Consider the following 16,624-nt stretch of genomic DNA (forward strand, 5'->3'; position numbering starts at 1 on the left):
GTCATGGGTGGGGTGGAGTCTCTGGAGGGGTGTGCCCGACGCGATCGAGATCGGGGAGTCGCCCGACAGGAATGCAGGCCAGTGCGCAGAGCATCGCTGCGAACCCGATCGCCACCGACGTACTGGTCAGGGAGGCGACGATGCCCCCCAAGGGCGCAGCGATGGGGGCGGTCCCCACACCGACAACGGCGAACGCGCTCGTCACCCGCCCGAGGAGATGGTCCGGTGTGAACTCCTGACGAACCGTGACGGCCAGGATGTTCCACAGCATGGTCGCGACGCCGAGGACGATAAGGGCGGCTCCGGCAAGAACAGCGCTCGGCGCCACCGCGAGCACGGCGATCGAGACAGTCCCGAGCAGCGCCGAGATCAGCAGACACCGATTGGTGCCGAGCCTGCGACGAAGTCGTGCGGCGAGTAGCGACCCCATCACGCTGCCCCCGGCATACACGGCGATCAGCAGGCCATAGCCCGCGGCGGGGACATCGAGGACGTCCAGCACATGGATGACGAGCACGGCCAGCAGGACACCGGTCGAGGCCGCGAGGAGGACGGTGCCGACGGCAACGGAGCGAAGGACGCGGTGCGCGAACAGCCATCGCAGGCCTTCGGCGGTCTCGATCCAGATCGATCTGCGAGATGACCGCGCGGCCTCCACGGAGGCTGCGGCGGGGAGCCGCCCGACGCAGACGGCCGACGCGATGAAAGCAACCGTCTGCGCGAGAACGGGCGCCGAAGCGGAGAAGGAGTGCAGCACGCTTCCCGCAGCGGGCCCGACGAAACTGCCCGAGAGGGTCGCCCCCGCTTGGAGGCGACCATTCGCGCGCGCCAGCTGTTCGCGCGGGACCAGGGTGGGCAGCAACGCAGGGGCAGCGCTACGGATCAGCGTCGATCCGCACGCCAGAAGGAAAGCCGCGAAAAGTACAACGACCACCGGCGCATGGCCACGCGCGACCAGCACACCGAGCACGAGCACGATGCACACGCGCGCCAGATCGGTGCGCCACATGACGGCCCGACGGTCCCACCGATCAACGAGGGTCCCCGCCACGAGGCCGAACAGCAGCCAGGGTAGACCGGTGGCCACTTGAAGGAGGGAAACGATGAGCGGATCGCGGGTCTGACTCGCGATCAGCAACGGGAAGGTCGTCGAGGAGAGCCCGTCACCGAGCGCAGCGCCCGCCGACGCACCCCACAGCCATCTGTAGCCGTGTCGCCGATTGTCGCGAGACTGCATGCCCGACCTCCCAATTTGTACAAATTGTACGTAATGTAGCATGAGGGCATGGCAGATGAAGTCCCGGTCTCCGAGGCTCGGGGACAACTCTCGGAGCTGGTCAACCGCGTCCGCTTCGGAGGCGAGTCCATCGTCCTCACTCGCCACGGAAAGGGCGTGGCTGCTCTCGTGCCCATCGAGCAGCTACCCGCAGATCTGACGGCATCCACAGACCCGGAGCCACCCAATCAGGTGATCGATCTGAGCGCGCGGTCCATGCCGACGAGGCAGATAGCCGCCCAATCGGATCCGGACTATCGATGATCGCGCGATAGACGCGATAGACAGGAGCACCCCGGCACCTCGCTACGACAAGCCCCGACATCGGCAGCGACGGTGCGTATTCACGGAGTCGCCTGGAAGATCCATCAAGGCTGCGCTATTTTCAGAGAATGGTGAAAATCAGCGAACACCTGGATCGTCCGAACGCCGTGATCGCGTACGGAGACTCGGGCGCTGATGGCGTGCCGGTGGTCCTGACACACGGAGCAGGTCTCGACCATTCGATGTTCGACGCGCACGCTGCAGCCCTCGTCCGCGACGGCTTTCGGGTGATCGTGTGGGATCTCCGTGGGCACGGACAGTCGATGCTCAGTGAAGGAACTCGATTCGCCGCAAGAGACGCGCTTGCCGACCTAGACGCTCTCCTCGCGGAATGCGAGGTGACCCGAGCGGTGCTGGTGGGGCACTCGCTCGGAGGCAACCTCACACAGGCCTTCGCGCGCGAGCACCCCGATCGCGTTCGCGGCATGATCATTGTCGACTCCACCTGGAACAGCGGGCCGCTGTCGAGCCTCGAGCGGCTCGCGTTACGTCTCGCCGCCCCCGCTTTGTCCCTCATCCCGGCACGGCGACTGCCTGGTCTCATGGCGCGGGCTTCGGCGGCGACACCCGGCGCGATTGCTCGCGCGGAGGCGCTGTTCGCGCGAATGCCGAAATCGAGGTTCTTGGACGTGTGGAGGGCGACTGTGTCCTTCGTCGATCCCACCCCGCACCATCGATCCGGAGTGCCGCTCGCCCTCGTCCGCGGCGCTGATGACCGCACGGGCAACATCAACGACGCGATGTCCCGCTGGGCTGCCTTCGAGAACATTGCCGAGCACGTCATTCCCGAAGCCGGACACATCGTCACGTGGGACGCGCCGGCAGAGACCACGTACACTCTCCGCGAGATCCTCGAGAACTGGAGAAGCGCAGACGAGCACGAGGAGAAGAGGTCGTGATCTCGAGCGAGCAGCATCAGTTCATCAACGCCATGGGCGACACTCTCGCGACCTGGCACCTTTCGCGATCCACCGGGCGCGTCTACGGCTACCTCCTCCTCCGAGGGACGGCATCGAGCTCGGAAGAGCTGCGCGAAGACCTCGCTCTGAGCTCGGGCGCGGTGAGCACCGCCATTCGAGAACTGGTGTCCTGGGGGTTGGCGCGGACGCTTCCGCAGCCGGGCAGCAGACGGCTGCTCGTCGAGGCTGCCGGAGGATTCGAGCAGCTTCTGGCGGCCAGCCACGAGCGCACCCGCACGTTCATCCGCACCCTCGAAGCCGCCGAACGTCTGACGGACAGCTCGAGTGCCGCCACACGCCTTCGCGACGTGACGAGCCTGTTCACCTCGTACGTGGACGCCGCCGATCAGGCGTTGCGGCCCGGCTCTCCGCCGTGATGCACGCCAACGCTCGGTTACCCGTCGAAGTCGCGCCGCGTGCTGACGCACGGCGAGACACGACCCGTCGCGAGTGTCGCCGCGGAAATGTGCGTCTCTCGCCTACCGCTCCGGTGTAGCGCGCCCCGGCGGCAGCTCGACCTCGATCGTGATTCGCCCGCCTGCCTCGATCACTCCCGGCCCCGTGTCGGGCGTCGGAGAGGGGGCGGGAATCGTTTGCCCCGCCTCCCAGACCATCGCGCGTTGTGCGCGGAAGGGTGGAACAGCTCACCGAACCCCAGCAGACCCGCTGACGAGGGCGCGCCATGATCACCCACGCGCTGACGACGACGAGCGGAAAGAGCCACAGCGGCGAAGACCGCGGGAACGCTCAGGATGATCGCGATCGTCCCCCACCCGAACACGGCATCCATGCGGACAGGGTAGACAACGGCTTCTTCCGCACGTCTCCCCCTCACGAGGGAGGTCCTCGGTGCTCACCTGGTCACCGAGGACCATGCGAGTCTCGCGCCGCCGCGTCGAAGTCCTTCGATCGCCTAGCCTTTTCCGCGGGAGGGAGCGTACGAGGATGACAGGTTTTCCATCCGCGCGATGGCATGCGGACGCGACGCGAAGCCGGCCTGCACCGTCGCGGCGGGGCGAGCGATGAGCGCGGTTCATGTCGCGGAGTCGATGAGCGAGCCCATCACGCACTTCTCCGAGCTCGCGGGCCTCGAACGCGCAGCGATCGGCAATGATCCGCGAGGCGGGGAAGCGCTCGCGATTGCCGAGGCCGCCCGGGGCGCGGCCGGGGAGCTTCGCCAGCGGCGTCCGAGCCTCGATCCGCCACCACCGCGAGGGTGGCTCGCGCGTCTGCTCGGCCCGAGCGACCCGGAACCCGAGCAGTCTCCCCTCGACCGCTGGTACGACGAAGTGGACGCGGCAGCTTCCGCGGCGGAGCAGCGGATGGCAGCGTGGCAGGGAGACGTCGACGCCGCATGGCTGGCCGAGGTGACCGCAGATAAAGACGCGGCAATCGCGGTCCTGGTCGATCGCGGACTGCTCACACCCGACGTGGCCGCACGGTACTGCGCTGATCCCCTCGGCACGCTTCTCGTCCTCGACGCGACCTCGCAGGACTGAGGAGCGCGGAGACATTGAAGATGCCACCCGCCCACCGCGCACAACGCCGGGTCGTTCATTCTCAAATCGCGGATACGCCGCACTGGCATTGACTTTCGTGGCAGAGGGCCGCGTGGAGTTGCATTCCCCCATCAGGCGATGGCTTCCTGAGGTTGCCGCATCGCGCGTCCTCCGCCATCCCGGTGCCCACCTGGACGATTCCGTTCCGGCCGACCGGCCCGTCACCATCGAAGACCTCCTCACCCTGCGCGGGGGCCTCGGTTTCACCTCCGACTTCGGTTCTCCGCTCGTCGATGCGCTTGTCGAAACGATGCAGGAGGGGCCATCGCCGCGCACGCTGGATCGAGAGACATTCCTGTCGGCGGCCGGCGCAGTGCCGCTCGCCCATCAACCCGGTCGCGGGTGGACCTACAACACCGGGAGCACCATTCTCGGGCTGCTCCTCGAGCGTGTTGCGGAAAAGCCCCTGGACCACCTGATGAGCGACCGGATCTTCGGTCCGTTGCATATGCATGACGCGCAGTGGTGGGTTCCAGAAGGACTTCAACCGAGGTTCACAAGTCGCTACAGAACCACGGGAAACCTCGAACAGCCTCTTGAGCTGATCGACCCACCCTCGGGTGCCCACGCGCACCCTCCGTCTTTCCCCGACGGAGCGAGCGGACTCATCGGCACTGCTGACGACTGGCTCAAGTTCGGCACGATGTTGATCGGCCACGGCACCTTCGAAGGGCGCGAGCTGCTCCCCCAGCATTGGCGAAGGCCATGATGACCGACCAGTTGACCTCCGAGCAGCGTTCGATGGGTCGACCCTTCCTCGACGAGGGCGAAGGGTGGGGTTACGGAGGGAGTGTCCGTCCCGACCGAAGCTTCGGCTGGTCCGGCGGCGCAGGAACCTACGCACGAGTTTTCCCCGCACAGGGTCAGGTCAGCATCCTTCTGACGCAGGTCGCACTCGACGGACCGGAAGGGTCACCGATGCTGAACGACTTCGCCGCTCTCACGAGCCCACGCCGCCGCTAGACGATCAGCCCCAGACCAGGGTCAGAGGGCCCATTGCTCGAACGCCAGGTCAGGCGCGGTCGGAAGGCACACGAGCTGTCGGCACCTCCGCCACAATGACGTCGCCCTCTACTTCGCTGCATCGTGCGAGAAGGCTGCCGCCAAAAGCGTTTCGGCGGCAGCGCGCGCTTGGGGGGCAGCGTTCGCATTGCCGGCGATAGCAGCCGTCGTCTGGGCACCCTCCGCGAGGATCGCGAGTTGCGGCGCGAGATGCGCGGGCCCTCCTGCGGCGAAGACGAGCTGTTCGACGTACCGCTGGAAGTCGACCTTGTGTGCGCGCACGACACGAGCCACCTCCGCGTTGGCGGCTCCGAGCTCACCGAAGGCGTTGATGAAACCGCAGCCGCGGAAGTCCGCGTCGTCGAACCACCCAGCCAGGTAGTCGTACACCGCCAGCAGCCGGTCGCGGGGGTCGTCGATCCGCTCGACCGCCGCCGTCACCCCGTCAGTCCACATCCGATGACGCTTGTCCAGCACCGCGACGATCAGGTCGTCTTTCGAAGGGAACTCCTTGTAAAGCGCCCGCAACGACACTCCGGCGGCGTCGCGCACGGCATCCATTCCCACCTGACCGATGCCGCGGCCGTAGTAGAGAGCGTCGGCGGCGTCGACGATGCGATCGCGGATGTCGTTCATCGGTCCAGTGTACTTGACACGAGAACGGTCGTTCTCTATCGTCGAATCCAATCGAGAACGATCGTTCTCACTCCTTCCGAAAGGCACGATCATGACCGGAAACCCGCACGGCATCGCTCTGGAGACCGCCGCCCAGCAGTTCGTCGATGCCACCAGCGAGCCCCCGTTCCTCTACCAGCTGCCCCCGGCCGAAGGTCGCGCCGCTGTCGACAGCGTGCAGGATGCTCCCATCTTCAAGCCCGAGATCGACGAGCAGTGGATCGAGGTTCCCGGAGGCCCGAGCGGCTCGGTCCGCGTGCGCATCGTCCGACCGGCCGGCGCGACCGGCGTTCTTCCCGTGGTCATCTACATCCACGGGGCCGGATGGGTCTTCGGCGACGCGCATACCCATGACCGTCTCGTGCGCGACCTCGCCGTGGGCGCGGAGGTGGCGGTGGTGTTCCCCGAGTACGACCGCTCGCCCGACGTGCGCTACCCGCACGCCATCGAGCAGATCTGGTCGACGGCGCAATGGGTCGTCGCCGAGGGCTCCTCACACGACCTCGACCCCGCGCGCATCGCGGTCGCCGGTGACTCGGTCGGCGGCAACATGTCGGCCGCGCTCACGCTGATCGCGAAGGAGCGCGGCGGGCTCGATCTCGCCGCCCAGGTGCTGTTCTACCCGGTGACCGACGCGGCCTTCGACACCGAGTCCTACCACCGCTTCGCGGAGGGGTACTTCCTCTCCCGCGACGGCATGAAGTGGTTCTGGGATCAGTACACCACCAGCGAAGAGGACCGCGCGCAGATCACGGCTTCGCCGCTGCGCGCCACGCTCGAGCAGCTCGCCGGCCTCCCACAGGCGCTGGTCATCACGGCGGAGGCCGACGTGCTGCGCGACGAGGGCGAGGCGTACGCCGCGAAGCTCCGCCAGGCGGGCGTCGCCACCACCGCCGTGCGCTACCAGGGCATCGTCCACGACTTCGTCATGGTCAACGCCCTGCATGACACCTTCGCCGCGAAGGCCGCCGTCGGCCAGGCCGTCGCCTTCCTCTCCGCCGCGCTGCACTCCCAGGGCTGAGAGCGTCGGGCCCCGGGATCACGTCGCCCCGGGGCCCGCCGATCACGACCGAAGCCCCGCCCAGAGATCAGCCCACTGCTCGCCTATCAGGTCACGCGGGAGAGCGCCGCGCGCGTCTGCCCCCAGGACGGCGGCCCGCGCTGTCGAGGGGCCGACCCGCGCCACGTGCTGGACGATGCGCTCGAGGCGCCCGCCCCTTCCCGCGAACACCCCGGCGACGAATCGTTCGTACGCGCGCCGATCGGCGGCCGGAATGAGCGGCGCGGCGCGGCGATCGATCGTCAGGATGCCGCCGTCGACGCTGGGGGCCGGGGCGAAGCCGCTGCGAGGCACGCGCCCTCGCAACGCGAACCGGTACCACGGCGCGTGCTGCGCGGTCATCATGGTTCCGCCGCCCACGCCAGCGCGCTTGCGCGCGACCTCCCACTGCGTCAGAAGGATGGCGTGCTGCCACTGCTGCGCACGGAGAAGGCGGCGAAGGATCGGAGTGGTCAGGTGGAACGGGATGTTTCCCACGATGGTCGACGCCGCGAGGGAGACGGCGAGCGCGTCCCCGTGCACGATCTTGACGGCCGGGAGCTTCGCGGCGAGCTTCCGAGCGCGATGCTCGTCGATCTCGATGGCGGTGAGCGGTCGGCCCAGCGAGGCGAGGTGTCGTGTCAGGGCACCGTCTCCGGCGCCGAGTTCGAGGATCGGGCCGCCGGTCGATCTCACCAGGTCGGTGATGGTCGTGATCGACGGCGTATGGATGAGGAAATTCTGGCCGAGTTCGTGGCGGCCACCACGAAGGGAACGAGGCATAAGCGGTGCTCCGAAGGAAGAAGGGAGCACCCCGTGGGCGGCGTCGATGAGAACGCGAAAAGCCCGTCCGAGGTGCGAATGACGTCTCGGAAGGACGGCGCGCTTATGCGTGCGAGAGCGAGCGCGCCGTCAGGCGCGGCGGTCGCGGAAAGTGAAGAAGCGCCCCGTCAGGAACGCGCTGTTTATCGAACCCACGATTCGAGGCTAATGGACGGGCCCGCTCGACGCGAGAATACGGGTTCCGTGACATTCGTCACGGGTGCCTCCGCGCTTCTTCCTGACCCGTCGTGACGCTGTGACACTGCCGCGCACAGGTCGCTCTTATTGGAATGGAATCACCGCGGAACACGCCGCGGGCTCATCCCCCGGGAGCATCCATGTCGAACCCCGTCTCCGACCTCGTCCTCGGATTCCAGAACCTCGTCGCCGGGGTCCCCGACCTCGTTCAGCCCCTCGTCGTCGCCCTGGCCGGCGCCGTGCCCTTCATCGAGGGCGAGGGGGCCGCCGCGATCGGCATCATCGGCGGCATCCATCCGATCGTCGCCGCCCTGGCCGGGGCGATCGGCAACCTGATCTGCGTGGCCATCGTGGTGCTGGCCACCTCGCGCGTGCGTACCGCCGTGACCACCCGGCGAGGAGGCTCGGCGAAGCCTGCCACCGCCCGCCGTGAGAAGTTCGAGCGCGCCTACCACCGATACGGAACGCCCGGCGTGAGCCTGCTGGGCCCGCTGCTTCTGCCGACGCAGTTCACCGCTGCAGCCCTCACCTCGACGGGAGTCCCCCCGTTGCGCGTCCTCGCCTGGCAGGCGGCGGCGATCGCCCTGTGGACCACCGTGATCACGCTCATCATCACGGGTGTGATCCGCGCGGTGGCGTGACCGCTGAACAGCGGAAGATGTCCGCCTGCCCCTGACCTCGTCAAGCCCCCGCTCTCCTGCGCCGACCGGCATGGGAGAGTGGCGGCGTGAAACTGTATTCCGACTTCGCCGCGCGTCGTACGCGCCAGATCGCGACGGATATCGTCGCCGTCGTTCTGATCGTGGCGAGTGTCGCGAACGGGGGTCGCGGTCTTCTCGACCGTCAATGAGTTGTCGCGATTCGGTCGGCAGATGCAGGATGCCGGTGCGAATTTCCGGACGTCGATGACCGACGTCGGCGACCGACTGGGCGGAGTTCCGTTCATCGGCGAGGGGATCAGCGTGCCGTTCGACGCGGCGAGCGGCGCCGGGAACACGCTCGAGGCCGCCGGTCAGACGCAGCAGGATCTGATCCTGCGCGCGGCCATCGCGCTCGGTGTCGGCGTCGCGGCCCTGCCGATCCTTCTGCTGGTGTTCGTGTGGCTCCTGCCGCGCCTGCGCTTCGCCACGCGCGCGACGCGCACCCGCGCACTGGTACGCGCCGGTCTCGATGTCGAGTTGCTCGCGCTCCGCGCCCTCACCAACCAGAAGATCGGCACGATCGCCAAGGTCGACCCGGACGCTCTCGGAGCATGGCGACGCGGAGATGCCGAGGTCGTGCGTCGCCTCGCCGGTCTCGAGCTGAAGTCTGTCGGCATCCGGGTCTGAGAGAACGAAACCGCCCGGGCGTCAACGCTCAGCAGCTGACGGCGCGGTGTCGGCAGGTGCGCTCGTCTTCGGCATGCTGGCCCTCGCCATCAGGAAGGACGTCACCGTCTCGGTGAGCCTCTCCGCGAACTCGCGCGAATCGACACCGCGCGCGGGGGCGGCGTGATCGGGCAGGCCGATGCTGAGGTGGTGCGTAGCCACGGCCTCGACGACGTCCCCCGCCCAGTAAAGGTCGTCCGTGGTCGCCGCGATCTCGAAGCGGCGGCACACGCGATCGAGCGCGTCGGTGACGGTGCGCTGCACAACGGAACCCGAGGTGTGACCCCGGCCGGCAGCGGCCGGGTAGTCGTCGGCCGCGCGGATGATGGCGCGCAGCAGGGTCGCTTCCCGCGTCAGGATCGTCAGGCGCGCCTCGACCACACGGGCGAGGGCCTCGGCGAACGTGTCGCCTTCCTCCGCGGCATCAGCGAGCGAGGTCGCCGTGTCGGCGTCGATGCGATCGAGTTCACGCGATGAGACGGCCAGCAGCAAAGACTCCTTGCTTCCGACGCGGCCGTAGATCGTCCCCACAGCGACACCGGCCAGGGTGCTCACCTCGGCGACGGTGAACCCGGTGGCTCCCCTCTGCACGAGCAGCGCGACCGTGGCGTCCATCACCCGCTCGAGCGACGCGCGACTGCGGTTCTGCGTTGCGGGAGGCAGCGTCGTCTCGCGGGACTGCTCCGTCACTCGAGTCGCCATGTCGCCTTGCCCTTTCGTTGGGACGAGGCTACCGTGTGAAATCCGAATACGTATTCATCTTCGGATTCATGGATGCCGCGACAGGTGCGCCCCTCCCGAAGACGACCGCGATCACCCTCTCAGAGAGGAGCACGGCATGTCAGCCGCGAAGAGAGTCCTGATCGTGGGTGCCGGCCTGGGTGGCCTGTGCGCCGCGACGGCCCTGGCCCAGATCGGCGCGGAGGTCGACGTCATCGACATCAAGCCCGACAACAGCGTGCCCGGCGTCGGCTTCGGTCTCCGCCTGAACGGACTGCGCGCCATTCGAGACCTCGGCCTTCTGGAGCGCTGCCTCGAGATGGGCCAGCAGTCCCCGGCGATCGACCTCTACGACCCCGACGGGCGCCTCCTCAGCACCATGAGCTACGGCACCGAGGACGAGGGCCTGCCCGGGTGCGTGACGATGTCGCGGATCGGATTCCTCGAGATCGCGACCGCACGCGCCCTCGAAATGGGGTGCACCATCCGCCTCGCCACGACCGTCGCCGACCTGCGGCAACACGATGACGGCGTCACCGTGGTCTTCAACACCGGCGACAGCGCCGACTACGACCTGGTCGCCGGCTACGACGGCATCAACTCCCAGATCCGTCACGAGTACTTCGGCGCGCAGTACGACCCGAAGCCCGTCGGCGGTGTCGCCTGGCGGTCGGCCCTGCCCAACCGCCGCCGCCTGACCCAGCCGATCATCTGCCAGGGCTACGGCGGCAAGATCATGCTCACCCCGCTGTCGGCCGAGACGATGTACATGGTGCTGACCGTGGCGGAGGAGGGGCGCCCGCGGTACGACCCGGCAGAGATGCCACGCATCATGCACGACCGCGCCTCCGCGCTGATGGGCGGAGCGGACTGGTTGAGCGACGCCCTCGACGACGTCCTCCACTCCGACAGCGTCGCGTACACGCCCTACTCCACCGTCTGGGTGCCCTACCCGTGGTTCCGCGGTCGCGTCATGATCCTGGGGGATGCCGCGCACGCGATGACTCCGTACCTCGGTTCGGGTGCCGCGATGAGCATCGAAGACGGGGTCGTGCTCGCGCAGGAGCTGGCGAAAGACCAGACGCTGCTCGACGCGCAGCTCGCCGTGATGAGGCGTCGACTCCCCCGCGTCCGTGCGGTGCATGACCGGTCCATCGAATCGATGAACGAAGAGTTCGATTCCGTGACACCCGACGCTTTCCGGCGCCGCATCGAGTTCCTCGCCCATGACGAGCCGATCGCGAACGAGTACGCGAACCGGCTCCTGAGAATGCCCATCTGAGCGATCGAGGAGAAGACCCATGTCCACAACCCGCGAAAGCTCCCCGACCGTCCGCGCCGTGCGGGTCGACGCCGGCGCCGCCAGCGAGTGGAAGCCCCTCAACGGTGTCGGCGGCCTCCCCGGCCCCGCCACCGGGCACCCGCAGTTCCCCGACCTCACGCCGGTCTGGAAAGACGCCGGGGTGACCCTCGTGCGCTCGTTCGACTGGATGTCGCGCCTCGACACCCGCGACAACCCGACCAGCCTCTTTCCGAAATGGGATGCCGACCCCGACGACCCGGCGAGCTACAACTTCACGGCGACCGACGAGTGGGTCGACGCGGTGCACGCCATCGGCGCTGAGGTGCTGTTCACGGTGGCGAGCTCGATTCCGTCGAACAAGCTGCCCGCGCACGACATCGAGCTGTACGGGCGAGTCGTCGAACACGTCGTCCGCCACTACGCGCAGGGGTGGGCGGGCGGCCCGGCGACGCCGATTCACCTGTGGGAGTTCGGCGACCAGCCCGATCTCGGCCCGCTGCATTTCGCCGGTCGCCCGGAGGAGTTCTACGAGATGTACGCGGCGTTCTGCGCCGCGGTGCGGCGGGTCGACGACTCGCTCGTCATCGGGGGCCCCGCGGTCGCTTTCCCCCTGAACGCGGATGCCGCCTACCGGGAAGGCTTCCTCTCCTATGTCCGCGAGCACGACCTGCCGTTGGACTTCTTCTCGTTCCTGTGGTTCACCGATTCCAGCCGTGATCCCCTGAATTTCGGATATGTCGCCGACGACCTGCGCCACCTGCTCGACGGTTACGGGTTCACGGACACCGAGCTGTGGCTCTGCTATTGGAACTACCTGTCCATTCCCACGAGTTCCGCGCCGACGGACGAGAAGGGCGCGTTCCAAGCCGCAACCGCGATCCACCTGCAGGACACGGTCATCGACCGGGCTTTCTTCTTCCGGGCCGATAGCGGGCTGGATCCTCATTACGGCATGGTCGACCCCGCCGGGATCTCCGGCGCCGACGGTCCGGATGAACGCACACGCGCGCTGATCCTCGCGGGCACGGCACTGACGGGTGAGCGCCTCGCGGTGACGGGCGGCGACACGTCGGGCTTCGCGTGTGCGGCAAGTCGCGACGGCGACACGGTGCGGGTGCTGGTCGCGAACTTCGTCGCCCCCGCGTCAGCGCTCGAGAACAGGGAAAGCGACTCGTTCACGTTCAGGATCCCCATCGGCGAACAACGCATCGAGCTGAGCCTCGATCTCCCGCCGCAGCGACCCGAGCTGGCATCCGCCGGCGTCACTTCCGCACACGTCACCATCAGCCACCTTCCGTGGCCCGGCCGCACCGTATCGGTCATCCAGACGGCGTTGACCGGCGACCCGGCCCCGCCCCGGGAGGCGCGGGTGTCCGATGAGGGTGAGCTCGAGCTCGAGCTCGACATCACACCGCAGTCGGTGGTGCTGGTCGAGGTGACGGCGTAGGAGACTCACGAGACGTCAGCCCCGTCTGATAGAGACGGGGCTTACGTCGTGTCAGAGCCTGAAGGGCCGACTGGCCCCGGTCCGCTTCGCTGATTCCCGATCGTTCGCGGACCAGACGGAAGCAATTACCGCGAGCGCGATGAGCGGCAGAGGCGCTGACAGCGCCAATACCGCGAGTCCCGTTCCGGGGCCCTCACTGGCGAAGACCGGTGCTGTACTGAAGCTCAGGACGATGAGCCCGAGGGCCGCGCCGAAGCTCAGGCGCCTGCGGTGCTGAGAAGTCATCTTCATCCGCCCCCACGGTAGGAAACCGGGCGGCAGATGACCTGAGAGTACGACGGGCCGGTCGGCCCATCGTTGTAGTAAACCCAGAGCTCATCATTTCCAGAGCACATGCCGTTATTGCCGACATAGATGTTCGCCATGTTCAAGAGAGCACCGACGGCTAAGCCAACGTCGGGATTCAGCACCCCGATGGCGATGGCGAGAGCCGAAGTCGCGCCGGTCTTGAGAGCCACCTGGTCCGTGTGGTTTAGCGAGATGTACTGTCCCTCCCCGTCCGAGCCGACGGCGAGCGCCGGAATCGCCGCGCCCGCCTGCGGCGGAACGACGAGGCCGAGATCACCTTCGGGAAAGTGGTAGACGTTGACGACGCGCCCCTCACTCCTCACCACATCGAATGGGACCCCCGCGGTCTGGAAGTCTGCGTGTGCTTGCCGCACCTGGTCGACTGTCAACCCAAACGCAGACGCCTCCCCCGAATCGCCAGCTGGGGCGACGTCGGCGGCTGTGGCTGACGCTGCGCCAAGCGGGAACAACGTCAGCCCGGCGACGACAGTCGCAGTGGTTACGCACACGATCTTCCGGATTGTCGGAGTGATGGCCGTGTTACGCATCTCAGCTTCCTCGCTTCCATGAGCACTGTTCCTCACGTCTTTCGACGAGCGTCCACGATAGGCATGCAAACATGCTCACGGGCGGGTTTACACCCACACTCCGCCACTTCGTCACCCGCAGACACGCGGTTACGGGGCTGCGCAAGGAAACACGCGCGACCGGGCACACACCCTTTTCCAGGTGGACTCACGTGGAGCGCCGCCCCTGCCTCGTCCCCGAGGCGCGGCCCGCGGTCACGACCCGGCGCCACCCGTATCAGGCCCCGCGTCGACGACGCAGAACCGATTGCCCTCCGGATCTTCGAGGATCACGTAGTCCGCGTCGGCCGGCCGACCGCTCCATTCCACCTCACGCGCGCCGAGGTCGATGAGGCGCGCGACCTCCGCAGCTTGATCGTCGGCGTAGAGGTCGAGGTGGATGCGCGGTGGTAGCACCCGCGACGAGCGCATCGCGTCCAGCGACACGTTGGGTCCGCCTCCGGCTCGTGGCTGCAGGATCACGAAGTCGTCGGTGGCGCCGCGCGGGATGTAGTCGAGAGCGCGCGTCCAGAACTCCTGTTGACGAGCGAGGTCGTCTACCCGGATGACGATGGAACCGACAGACAGCATCTCGACGACCGTCCTTCCTGACAGAGGCGCGTTGGGGCAGCGCCATGTTCTCGCGTGAGGGCGGACGTGTCGAGGGACTGGTCAGCTCGCTCCCGACGGTGGCCCCGCCAGGAGCGCGATCGCGTCAGCGAGATCCTTCACCGATGACCGAGCGTCCAGCTCCGCCGTCGCACCGCGACGCAGCAGCGGCTCGACCTCCTCGAGGCTCGCGCGGATCTCCTCCTGTTGCTCCGCCGTGCGCCCGTACGGGTTGTTCGTGCGTGACCGAACGCGGTCGATCACGACCTCGACGGGCGCGCTCAACAGCACGACCTCTTCAAAGCGGTCGGAGAAATCCCCCTGGTTCTCGCTCGTTCCTGAGACGATGACGGTCGACTCGGTCGCCAGCAGATCCGCCATCCGCGCGGCATCCCACGGGCCACCGTCACCATCGGTCCACCCGTCGTAATCGGTGTCGACAGTCCGGTACCCGCGCGCCTCGAGCTCCGCGAGCACCGTCGACTTGCCCGTACCCGACATCCCGGTGATCAGGACTCTCCCCATCGCCCCACGCTAACGCGCGCCGCCGACATCTCACGTGACCGCGGCCATCACGGCAGCGAGCCCTTCGCGGAGGTCGACCACGAAGGCATCCGGCATCTCCAACGCCGGGAAGTGACCACCGGCCTCCGGCGCGCGCCATCGCACGATACGGCGGAACCGCTCCTCCGCCCAGGGACGCGGGTGCTTCTCGATGTCGTGCGGATAGGTGGTGAGGGCCGCCGGCACGTCGACGCGCAGGTCGGGGTCGAGCGACTGGTGGCTCTCGAAGTAGATGCGCGACGCCGATGCCCCGGTGGCGGTGAGCCAGTACAGCGTGACGTTGTCGAGGATCCGGTCGCGTGAGATGGTCTCGAACGGGCTGTCGGCCGTGTCGCTCCACTCGAAGAACTTCTCGAGGATCCAGGCCAGAAGACCCACCGGCGAGTCCGCGAGCGAGTAGCCGATCGTCTGCGGCGAGGTGGCCATCACCTTCGCGTACGCGAGACGGTTGCGCTCGAACCCCCGCGTGTGGGCGACCCACTGCCGCTCGGTGTCGTCGAGCACGTCGAGACCGAGTCCCGGCGGCGCAACCGGTGTCGTCGTGTGGATGCCGATGACGTGACGCGAGAACCGTCCGCCGAGCGCGATCGTGATCGGCCCGCCCCAGTCCCCGCCGTGTGCGAGAAAGCGGTCGTATCCCAGCCGCCCCATCAGCTGGGCCCACGCGGCGGCGATGCGCTCGGTGCCCCACCCCGGCTCGGCCGGCTTGTCGGAGAAGCCGAATCCCGGCAACGAGGGGGCGACCACGTGGAACGCCGGAACGTCGGGGTCATCGGGCTCGGTGAGCGCGTCGATGACATCGACGAACTCGGCGACGCTTCCTGGCCACCCGTGGGTCAGGACGAGAGGAGTGGCATCGGGTCGTGACGAACGACGGTGGAGGAAATGGATGCCAAGCCCGTCGATGCGCGTGCGGAACTGGCCGATCTCGGCTAGTCGCTCCTCGAAGGCGCGCCAGTCGTAGGCGGTTCGCCAGTAGTCGACGAGGTCCACCATGTCGGCGAGGGGCGGGCCCTGCTCCCAGCGCTTGGCGCCCGACGCGTCAGGATTCGTGGTTTCGCGCTCAGGGAAGCGCGCGAGGGCCAGGCGTGAGCGGAGATCTGCGAGTTCCTCTTCCGGCGCGCGCCACTCGAACCGTTCGATCCGGTCATCCAGTGGTTTTTCGGGCATCGAGTTTCCCTTCACACAGAGTCGCCGCGAACCGGCTAAGACGGTTCTAGCACGGCGCGGGCGATGCGGGGAACCGCCTATGCTGGTTCCGTGACCGACCGAGATCCGGAGTTCCGCCTCGGCTCCGTGCTCGCGACCACCTTCACGGGAACGCTCACGGAGCGATCCGGCACGCCCGTCGAACGCATCCCCACTCCCGCGCGCCTCGCGGCGTGGTTTCGCGAGATGGACCTCGCCGTCGACACGTGCTCATCAGCCGACCTCGATGCGGCGCGCGAGCTCCGCGAGGCGATCCACACCGCCGCGACGGCCCAAGCTCTCGGACAACCACGCCCGCGCGATGCCGTCGACGTGATCAATGTCTTCAGCGCGCGCGGCGGAGCCACGGCTTCTCTGACCGCGGATGGCCGGAGAAAGTGGGTGCTCGGTGGGTCCGAGACCGTCGCCGCGGCCCTGGGAGTCGTCGCCGCCGACGCGATCGACATCCTCGCCGGCGTGCGCCCGGGGGCACTCGCTCTGTGCGCGTCTCCGACGTGTCGCGCCGCGTTCTTCGACACAAGTCGCGGCCGCACGCGGCGCTGGTGCGACATGAACACCTGCGGCAATCACGAGAAGAAAGCGCGACTGAAAGCCCGGCGCGGCTGAGGTGCGACGACTCAGCCGGTTTCCGAGCAGG

The 16,624-nt window shown here is 67.8% G+C and carries 20 protein-coding genes; 12 read left to right on the forward strand and 8 right to left on the reverse strand.

Annotated elements, in window-relative coordinates; all coding sequences use genetic code 11:
- Position 1: 1 nt before the first annotated feature.
- Entirely contained in the window at positions 2-1,237 is a 1,236-nt protein-coding gene (locus PIR02_01450) for an MFS transporter (protein ID WZH37338.1), read from the reverse strand.
- A 48-nt stretch (positions 1,238-1,285) separates the two neighbouring features.
- On the opposite strand from PIR02_01450, the gene PIR02_01455 reads away from it, so the two are divergent.
- The 5 genes from PIR02_01455 (at position 1,286) to PIR02_01475 (ending at position 4,827) form a co-directional block, all read left to right on the forward strand.
- Entirely contained in the window at positions 1,286-1,540 is a 255-nt protein-coding gene (locus tag PIR02_01455; protein ID WZH37339.1) for a type II toxin-antitoxin system Phd/YefM family antitoxin, read from the forward strand.
- Positions 1,541-1,668: 128 nt separating this feature from the next.
- Complete coding sequence (locus PIR02_01460) at positions 1,669-2,499, forward strand: alpha/beta hydrolase (protein WZH37340.1); 831 nt, start codon at positions 1,669-1,671, stop codon at positions 2,497-2,499.
- Complete coding sequence (locus PIR02_01465) at positions 2,496-2,936, forward strand: transcriptional regulator (protein WZH37341.1); 441 nt, start codon at positions 2,496-2,498, stop codon at positions 2,934-2,936. Before PIR02_01460 ends, PIR02_01465 begins: the two co-directional genes overlap by 4 nt.
- Before the next feature lie 645 nt (positions 2,937-3,581).
- Positions 3,582-4,058, forward strand: a complete 477-nt coding sequence (locus tag PIR02_01470; GenBank protein ID WZH37342.1) for a hypothetical protein — start codon at positions 3,582-3,584, stop codon at positions 4,056-4,058.
- 88 nt (positions 4,059-4,146) lie between these two features.
- Positions 4,147-4,827 carry a serine hydrolase gene (locus tag PIR02_01475; GenBank protein WZH37343.1) on the forward strand — a complete coding sequence of 227 codons (681 nt, stop codon included), beginning with the start codon at positions 4,147-4,149 and terminating at the stop codon, positions 4,825-4,827.
- 362 nt (positions 4,828-5,189) lie between these two features.
- Here the strand turns inward: PIR02_01475 and PIR02_01480 are convergent, their stop codons facing one another.
- Positions 5,190-5,756, reverse strand: coding sequence for a TetR/AcrR family transcriptional regulator (locus tag PIR02_01480; GenBank protein WZH37344.1), 567 nt, complete (start codon positions 5,754-5,756; stop codon positions 5,190-5,192).
- Between the two features lie 91 nt (positions 5,757-5,847).
- Here PIR02_01480 and PIR02_01485 point away from each other — a divergent pair, with 91 nt between their 5' ends.
- Complete coding sequence (locus tag PIR02_01485; GenBank protein ID WZH37345.1) at positions 5,848-6,816, forward strand: alpha/beta hydrolase; 969 nt, start codon at positions 5,848-5,850, stop codon at positions 6,814-6,816.
- A 42-nt stretch (positions 6,817-6,858) separates the two neighbouring features.
- On the opposite strand, the gene erm is transcribed toward PIR02_01485, so the two are convergent.
- Positions 6,859-7,617 (reverse strand): 23S ribosomal RNA methyltransferase Erm, encoded by a 759-nt coding sequence (gene erm / locus PIR02_01490; protein WZH37346.1) that lies wholly within the window; start codon positions 7,615-7,617, stop codon positions 6,859-6,861.
- Between the two features lie 377 nt (positions 7,618-7,994).
- On the opposite strand from erm, the gene PIR02_01495 reads away from it, so the two are divergent.
- From PIR02_01495 to PIR02_01505, 3 genes are all read left to right on the forward strand, one after another.
- Positions 7,995-8,495, forward strand: a complete 501-nt coding sequence (locus tag PIR02_01495; protein ID WZH37347.1) for a small multidrug efflux protein — start codon at positions 7,995-7,997, stop codon at positions 8,493-8,495.
- 86 nt (positions 8,496-8,581) lie between these two features.
- Complete coding sequence (locus PIR02_01500; protein WZH37348.1) at positions 8,582-8,704, forward strand: hypothetical protein; 123 nt, start codon at positions 8,582-8,584, stop codon at positions 8,702-8,704.
- A gap of 55 nt (positions 8,705-8,759) precedes the next feature.
- Positions 8,760-9,182 carry a hypothetical protein gene (locus PIR02_01505; GenBank protein ID WZH37349.1) on the forward strand — a complete coding sequence of 141 codons (423 nt, stop codon included), beginning with the start codon at positions 8,760-8,762 and terminating at the stop codon, positions 9,180-9,182.
- A gap of 21 nt (positions 9,183-9,203) precedes the next feature.
- Here the strand turns inward: PIR02_01505 and PIR02_01510 are convergent, their stop codons facing one another.
- Entirely contained in the window at positions 9,204-9,923 is a 720-nt protein-coding gene (locus PIR02_01510; protein WZH37350.1) for a helix-turn-helix domain containing protein, read from the reverse strand.
- Between the two features lie 136 nt (positions 9,924-10,059).
- Between PIR02_01510 and PIR02_01515 the strand changes: the two genes are divergently transcribed.
- Complete coding sequence (locus PIR02_01515; GenBank protein ID WZH37351.1) at positions 10,060-11,223, forward strand: FAD-dependent monooxygenase; 1,164 nt, start codon at positions 10,060-10,062, stop codon at positions 11,221-11,223.
- A 19-nt stretch (positions 11,224-11,242) separates the two neighbouring features.
- Entirely contained in the window at positions 11,243-12,691 is a 1,449-nt protein-coding gene (locus PIR02_01520; protein ID WZH37352.1) for a hypothetical protein, read from the forward strand.
- 287 nt (positions 12,692-12,978) lie between these two features.
- Here the strand turns inward: PIR02_01520 and PIR02_01525 are convergent, their stop codons facing one another.
- The 4 genes from PIR02_01525 to PIR02_01540 all read right to left on the reverse strand — a co-directional run bounded on the left by PIR02_01525 (position 12,979) and on the right by PIR02_01540 (position 15,948).
- On the reverse strand, positions 12,979-13,587 hold the full coding sequence (locus tag PIR02_01525; protein WZH37353.1) for a hypothetical protein: 609 nt from the start codon (positions 13,585-13,587) through the stop codon (positions 12,979-12,981).
- 234 nt (positions 13,588-13,821) lie between these two features.
- Positions 13,822-14,196 (reverse strand): VOC family protein, encoded by a 375-nt coding sequence (locus tag PIR02_01530; protein WZH37354.1) that lies wholly within the window; start codon positions 14,194-14,196, stop codon positions 13,822-13,824.
- Between the two features lie 81 nt (positions 14,197-14,277).
- On the reverse strand, positions 14,278-14,739 hold the full coding sequence (locus PIR02_01535) for an AAA family ATPase (GenBank protein ID WZH37355.1): 462 nt from the start codon (positions 14,737-14,739) through the stop codon (positions 14,278-14,280).
- 30 nt (positions 14,740-14,769) lie between these two features.
- A complete protein-coding gene (locus PIR02_01540) occupies positions 14,770-15,948 on the reverse strand; it encodes an alpha/beta fold hydrolase (GenBank protein WZH37356.1) in 1,179 nt (392 codons plus the stop codon).
- A 90-nt stretch (positions 15,949-16,038) separates the two neighbouring features.
- On the opposite strand from PIR02_01540, the gene PIR02_01545 reads away from it, so the two are divergent.
- Entirely contained in the window at positions 16,039-16,593 is a 555-nt protein-coding gene (locus PIR02_01545; GenBank protein ID WZH37357.1) for a CGNR zinc finger domain-containing protein, read from the forward strand.
- Positions 16,594-16,624 lie beyond the last annotated feature (31 nt).

The sequence above is a fragment of the Microbacterium enclense genome (assembly GCA_038182865.1).
GTDB classification, from domain to species: domain Bacteria; phylum Actinomycetota; class Actinomycetes; order Actinomycetales; family Microbacteriaceae; genus Microbacterium; species Microbacterium enclense_B.

Bases quoted from the DNA above. Each gene is read 5' to 3' on its own strand.
- PIR02_01515 (WZH37351.1), top strand. From the start codon at position 10,060: ATGTCAGCCGCGAAGAGAGTCCTGATCGTGGGTGCCGGCCTGGGTGGC.
- PIR02_01485 (WZH37345.1), top strand. From the start codon at position 5,848: ATGACCGGAAACCCGCACGGCATCGCTCTGGAGACCGCCGCCCAGCAG.
- PIR02_01530 (WZH37354.1), bottom strand. From the start codon at position 14,196: ATGCTGTCTGTCGGTTCCATCGTCATCCGGGTAGACGACCTCGCTCGT.
- PIR02_01505 (WZH37349.1), top strand. From the start codon at position 8,760: ATGACCGACGTCGGCGACCGACTGGGCGGAGTTCCGTTCATCGGCGAG.
- erm (WZH37346.1), bottom strand. From the start codon at position 7,617: ATGCCTCGTTCCCTTCGTGGTGGCCGCCACGAACTCGGCCAGAATTTC.
- PIR02_01455 (WZH37339.1), top strand. From the start codon at position 1,286: ATGGCAGATGAAGTCCCGGTCTCCGAGGCTCGGGGACAACTCTCGGAG.
- PIR02_01450 (WZH37338.1), bottom strand. From the start codon at position 1,237: ATGCAGTCTCGCGACAATCGGCGACACGGCTACAGATGGCTGTGGGGT.
- PIR02_01495 (WZH37347.1), top strand. From the start codon at position 7,995: ATGTCGAACCCCGTCTCCGACCTCGTCCTCGGATTCCAGAACCTCGTC.
- PIR02_01525 (WZH37353.1), bottom strand. From the start codon at position 13,587: ATGCGTAACACGGCCATCACTCCGACAATCCGGAAGATCGTGTGCGTA.
- PIR02_01460 (WZH37340.1), top strand. From the start codon at position 1,669: ATGGTGAAAATCAGCGAACACCTGGATCGTCCGAACGCCGTGATCGCG.
- PIR02_01510 (WZH37350.1), bottom strand. From the start codon at position 9,923: ATGGCGACTCGAGTGACGGAGCAGTCCCGCGAGACGACGCTGCCTCCC.
- PIR02_01470 (WZH37342.1), top strand. From the start codon at position 3,582: ATGAGCGCGGTTCATGTCGCGGAGTCGATGAGCGAGCCCATCACGCAC.
- PIR02_01535 (WZH37355.1), bottom strand. From the start codon at position 14,739: ATGGGGAGAGTCCTGATCACCGGGATGTCGGGTACGGGCAAGTCGACG.
- PIR02_01540 (WZH37356.1), bottom strand. From the start codon at position 15,948: ATGCCCGAAAAACCACTGGATGACCGGATCGAACGGTTCGAGTGGCGC.
- PIR02_01480 (WZH37344.1), bottom strand. From the start codon at position 5,756: ATGAACGACATCCGCGATCGCATCGTCGACGCCGCCGACGCTCTCTAC.
- PIR02_01520 (WZH37352.1), top strand. From the start codon at position 11,243: ATGTCCACAACCCGCGAAAGCTCCCCGACCGTCCGCGCCGTGCGGGTC.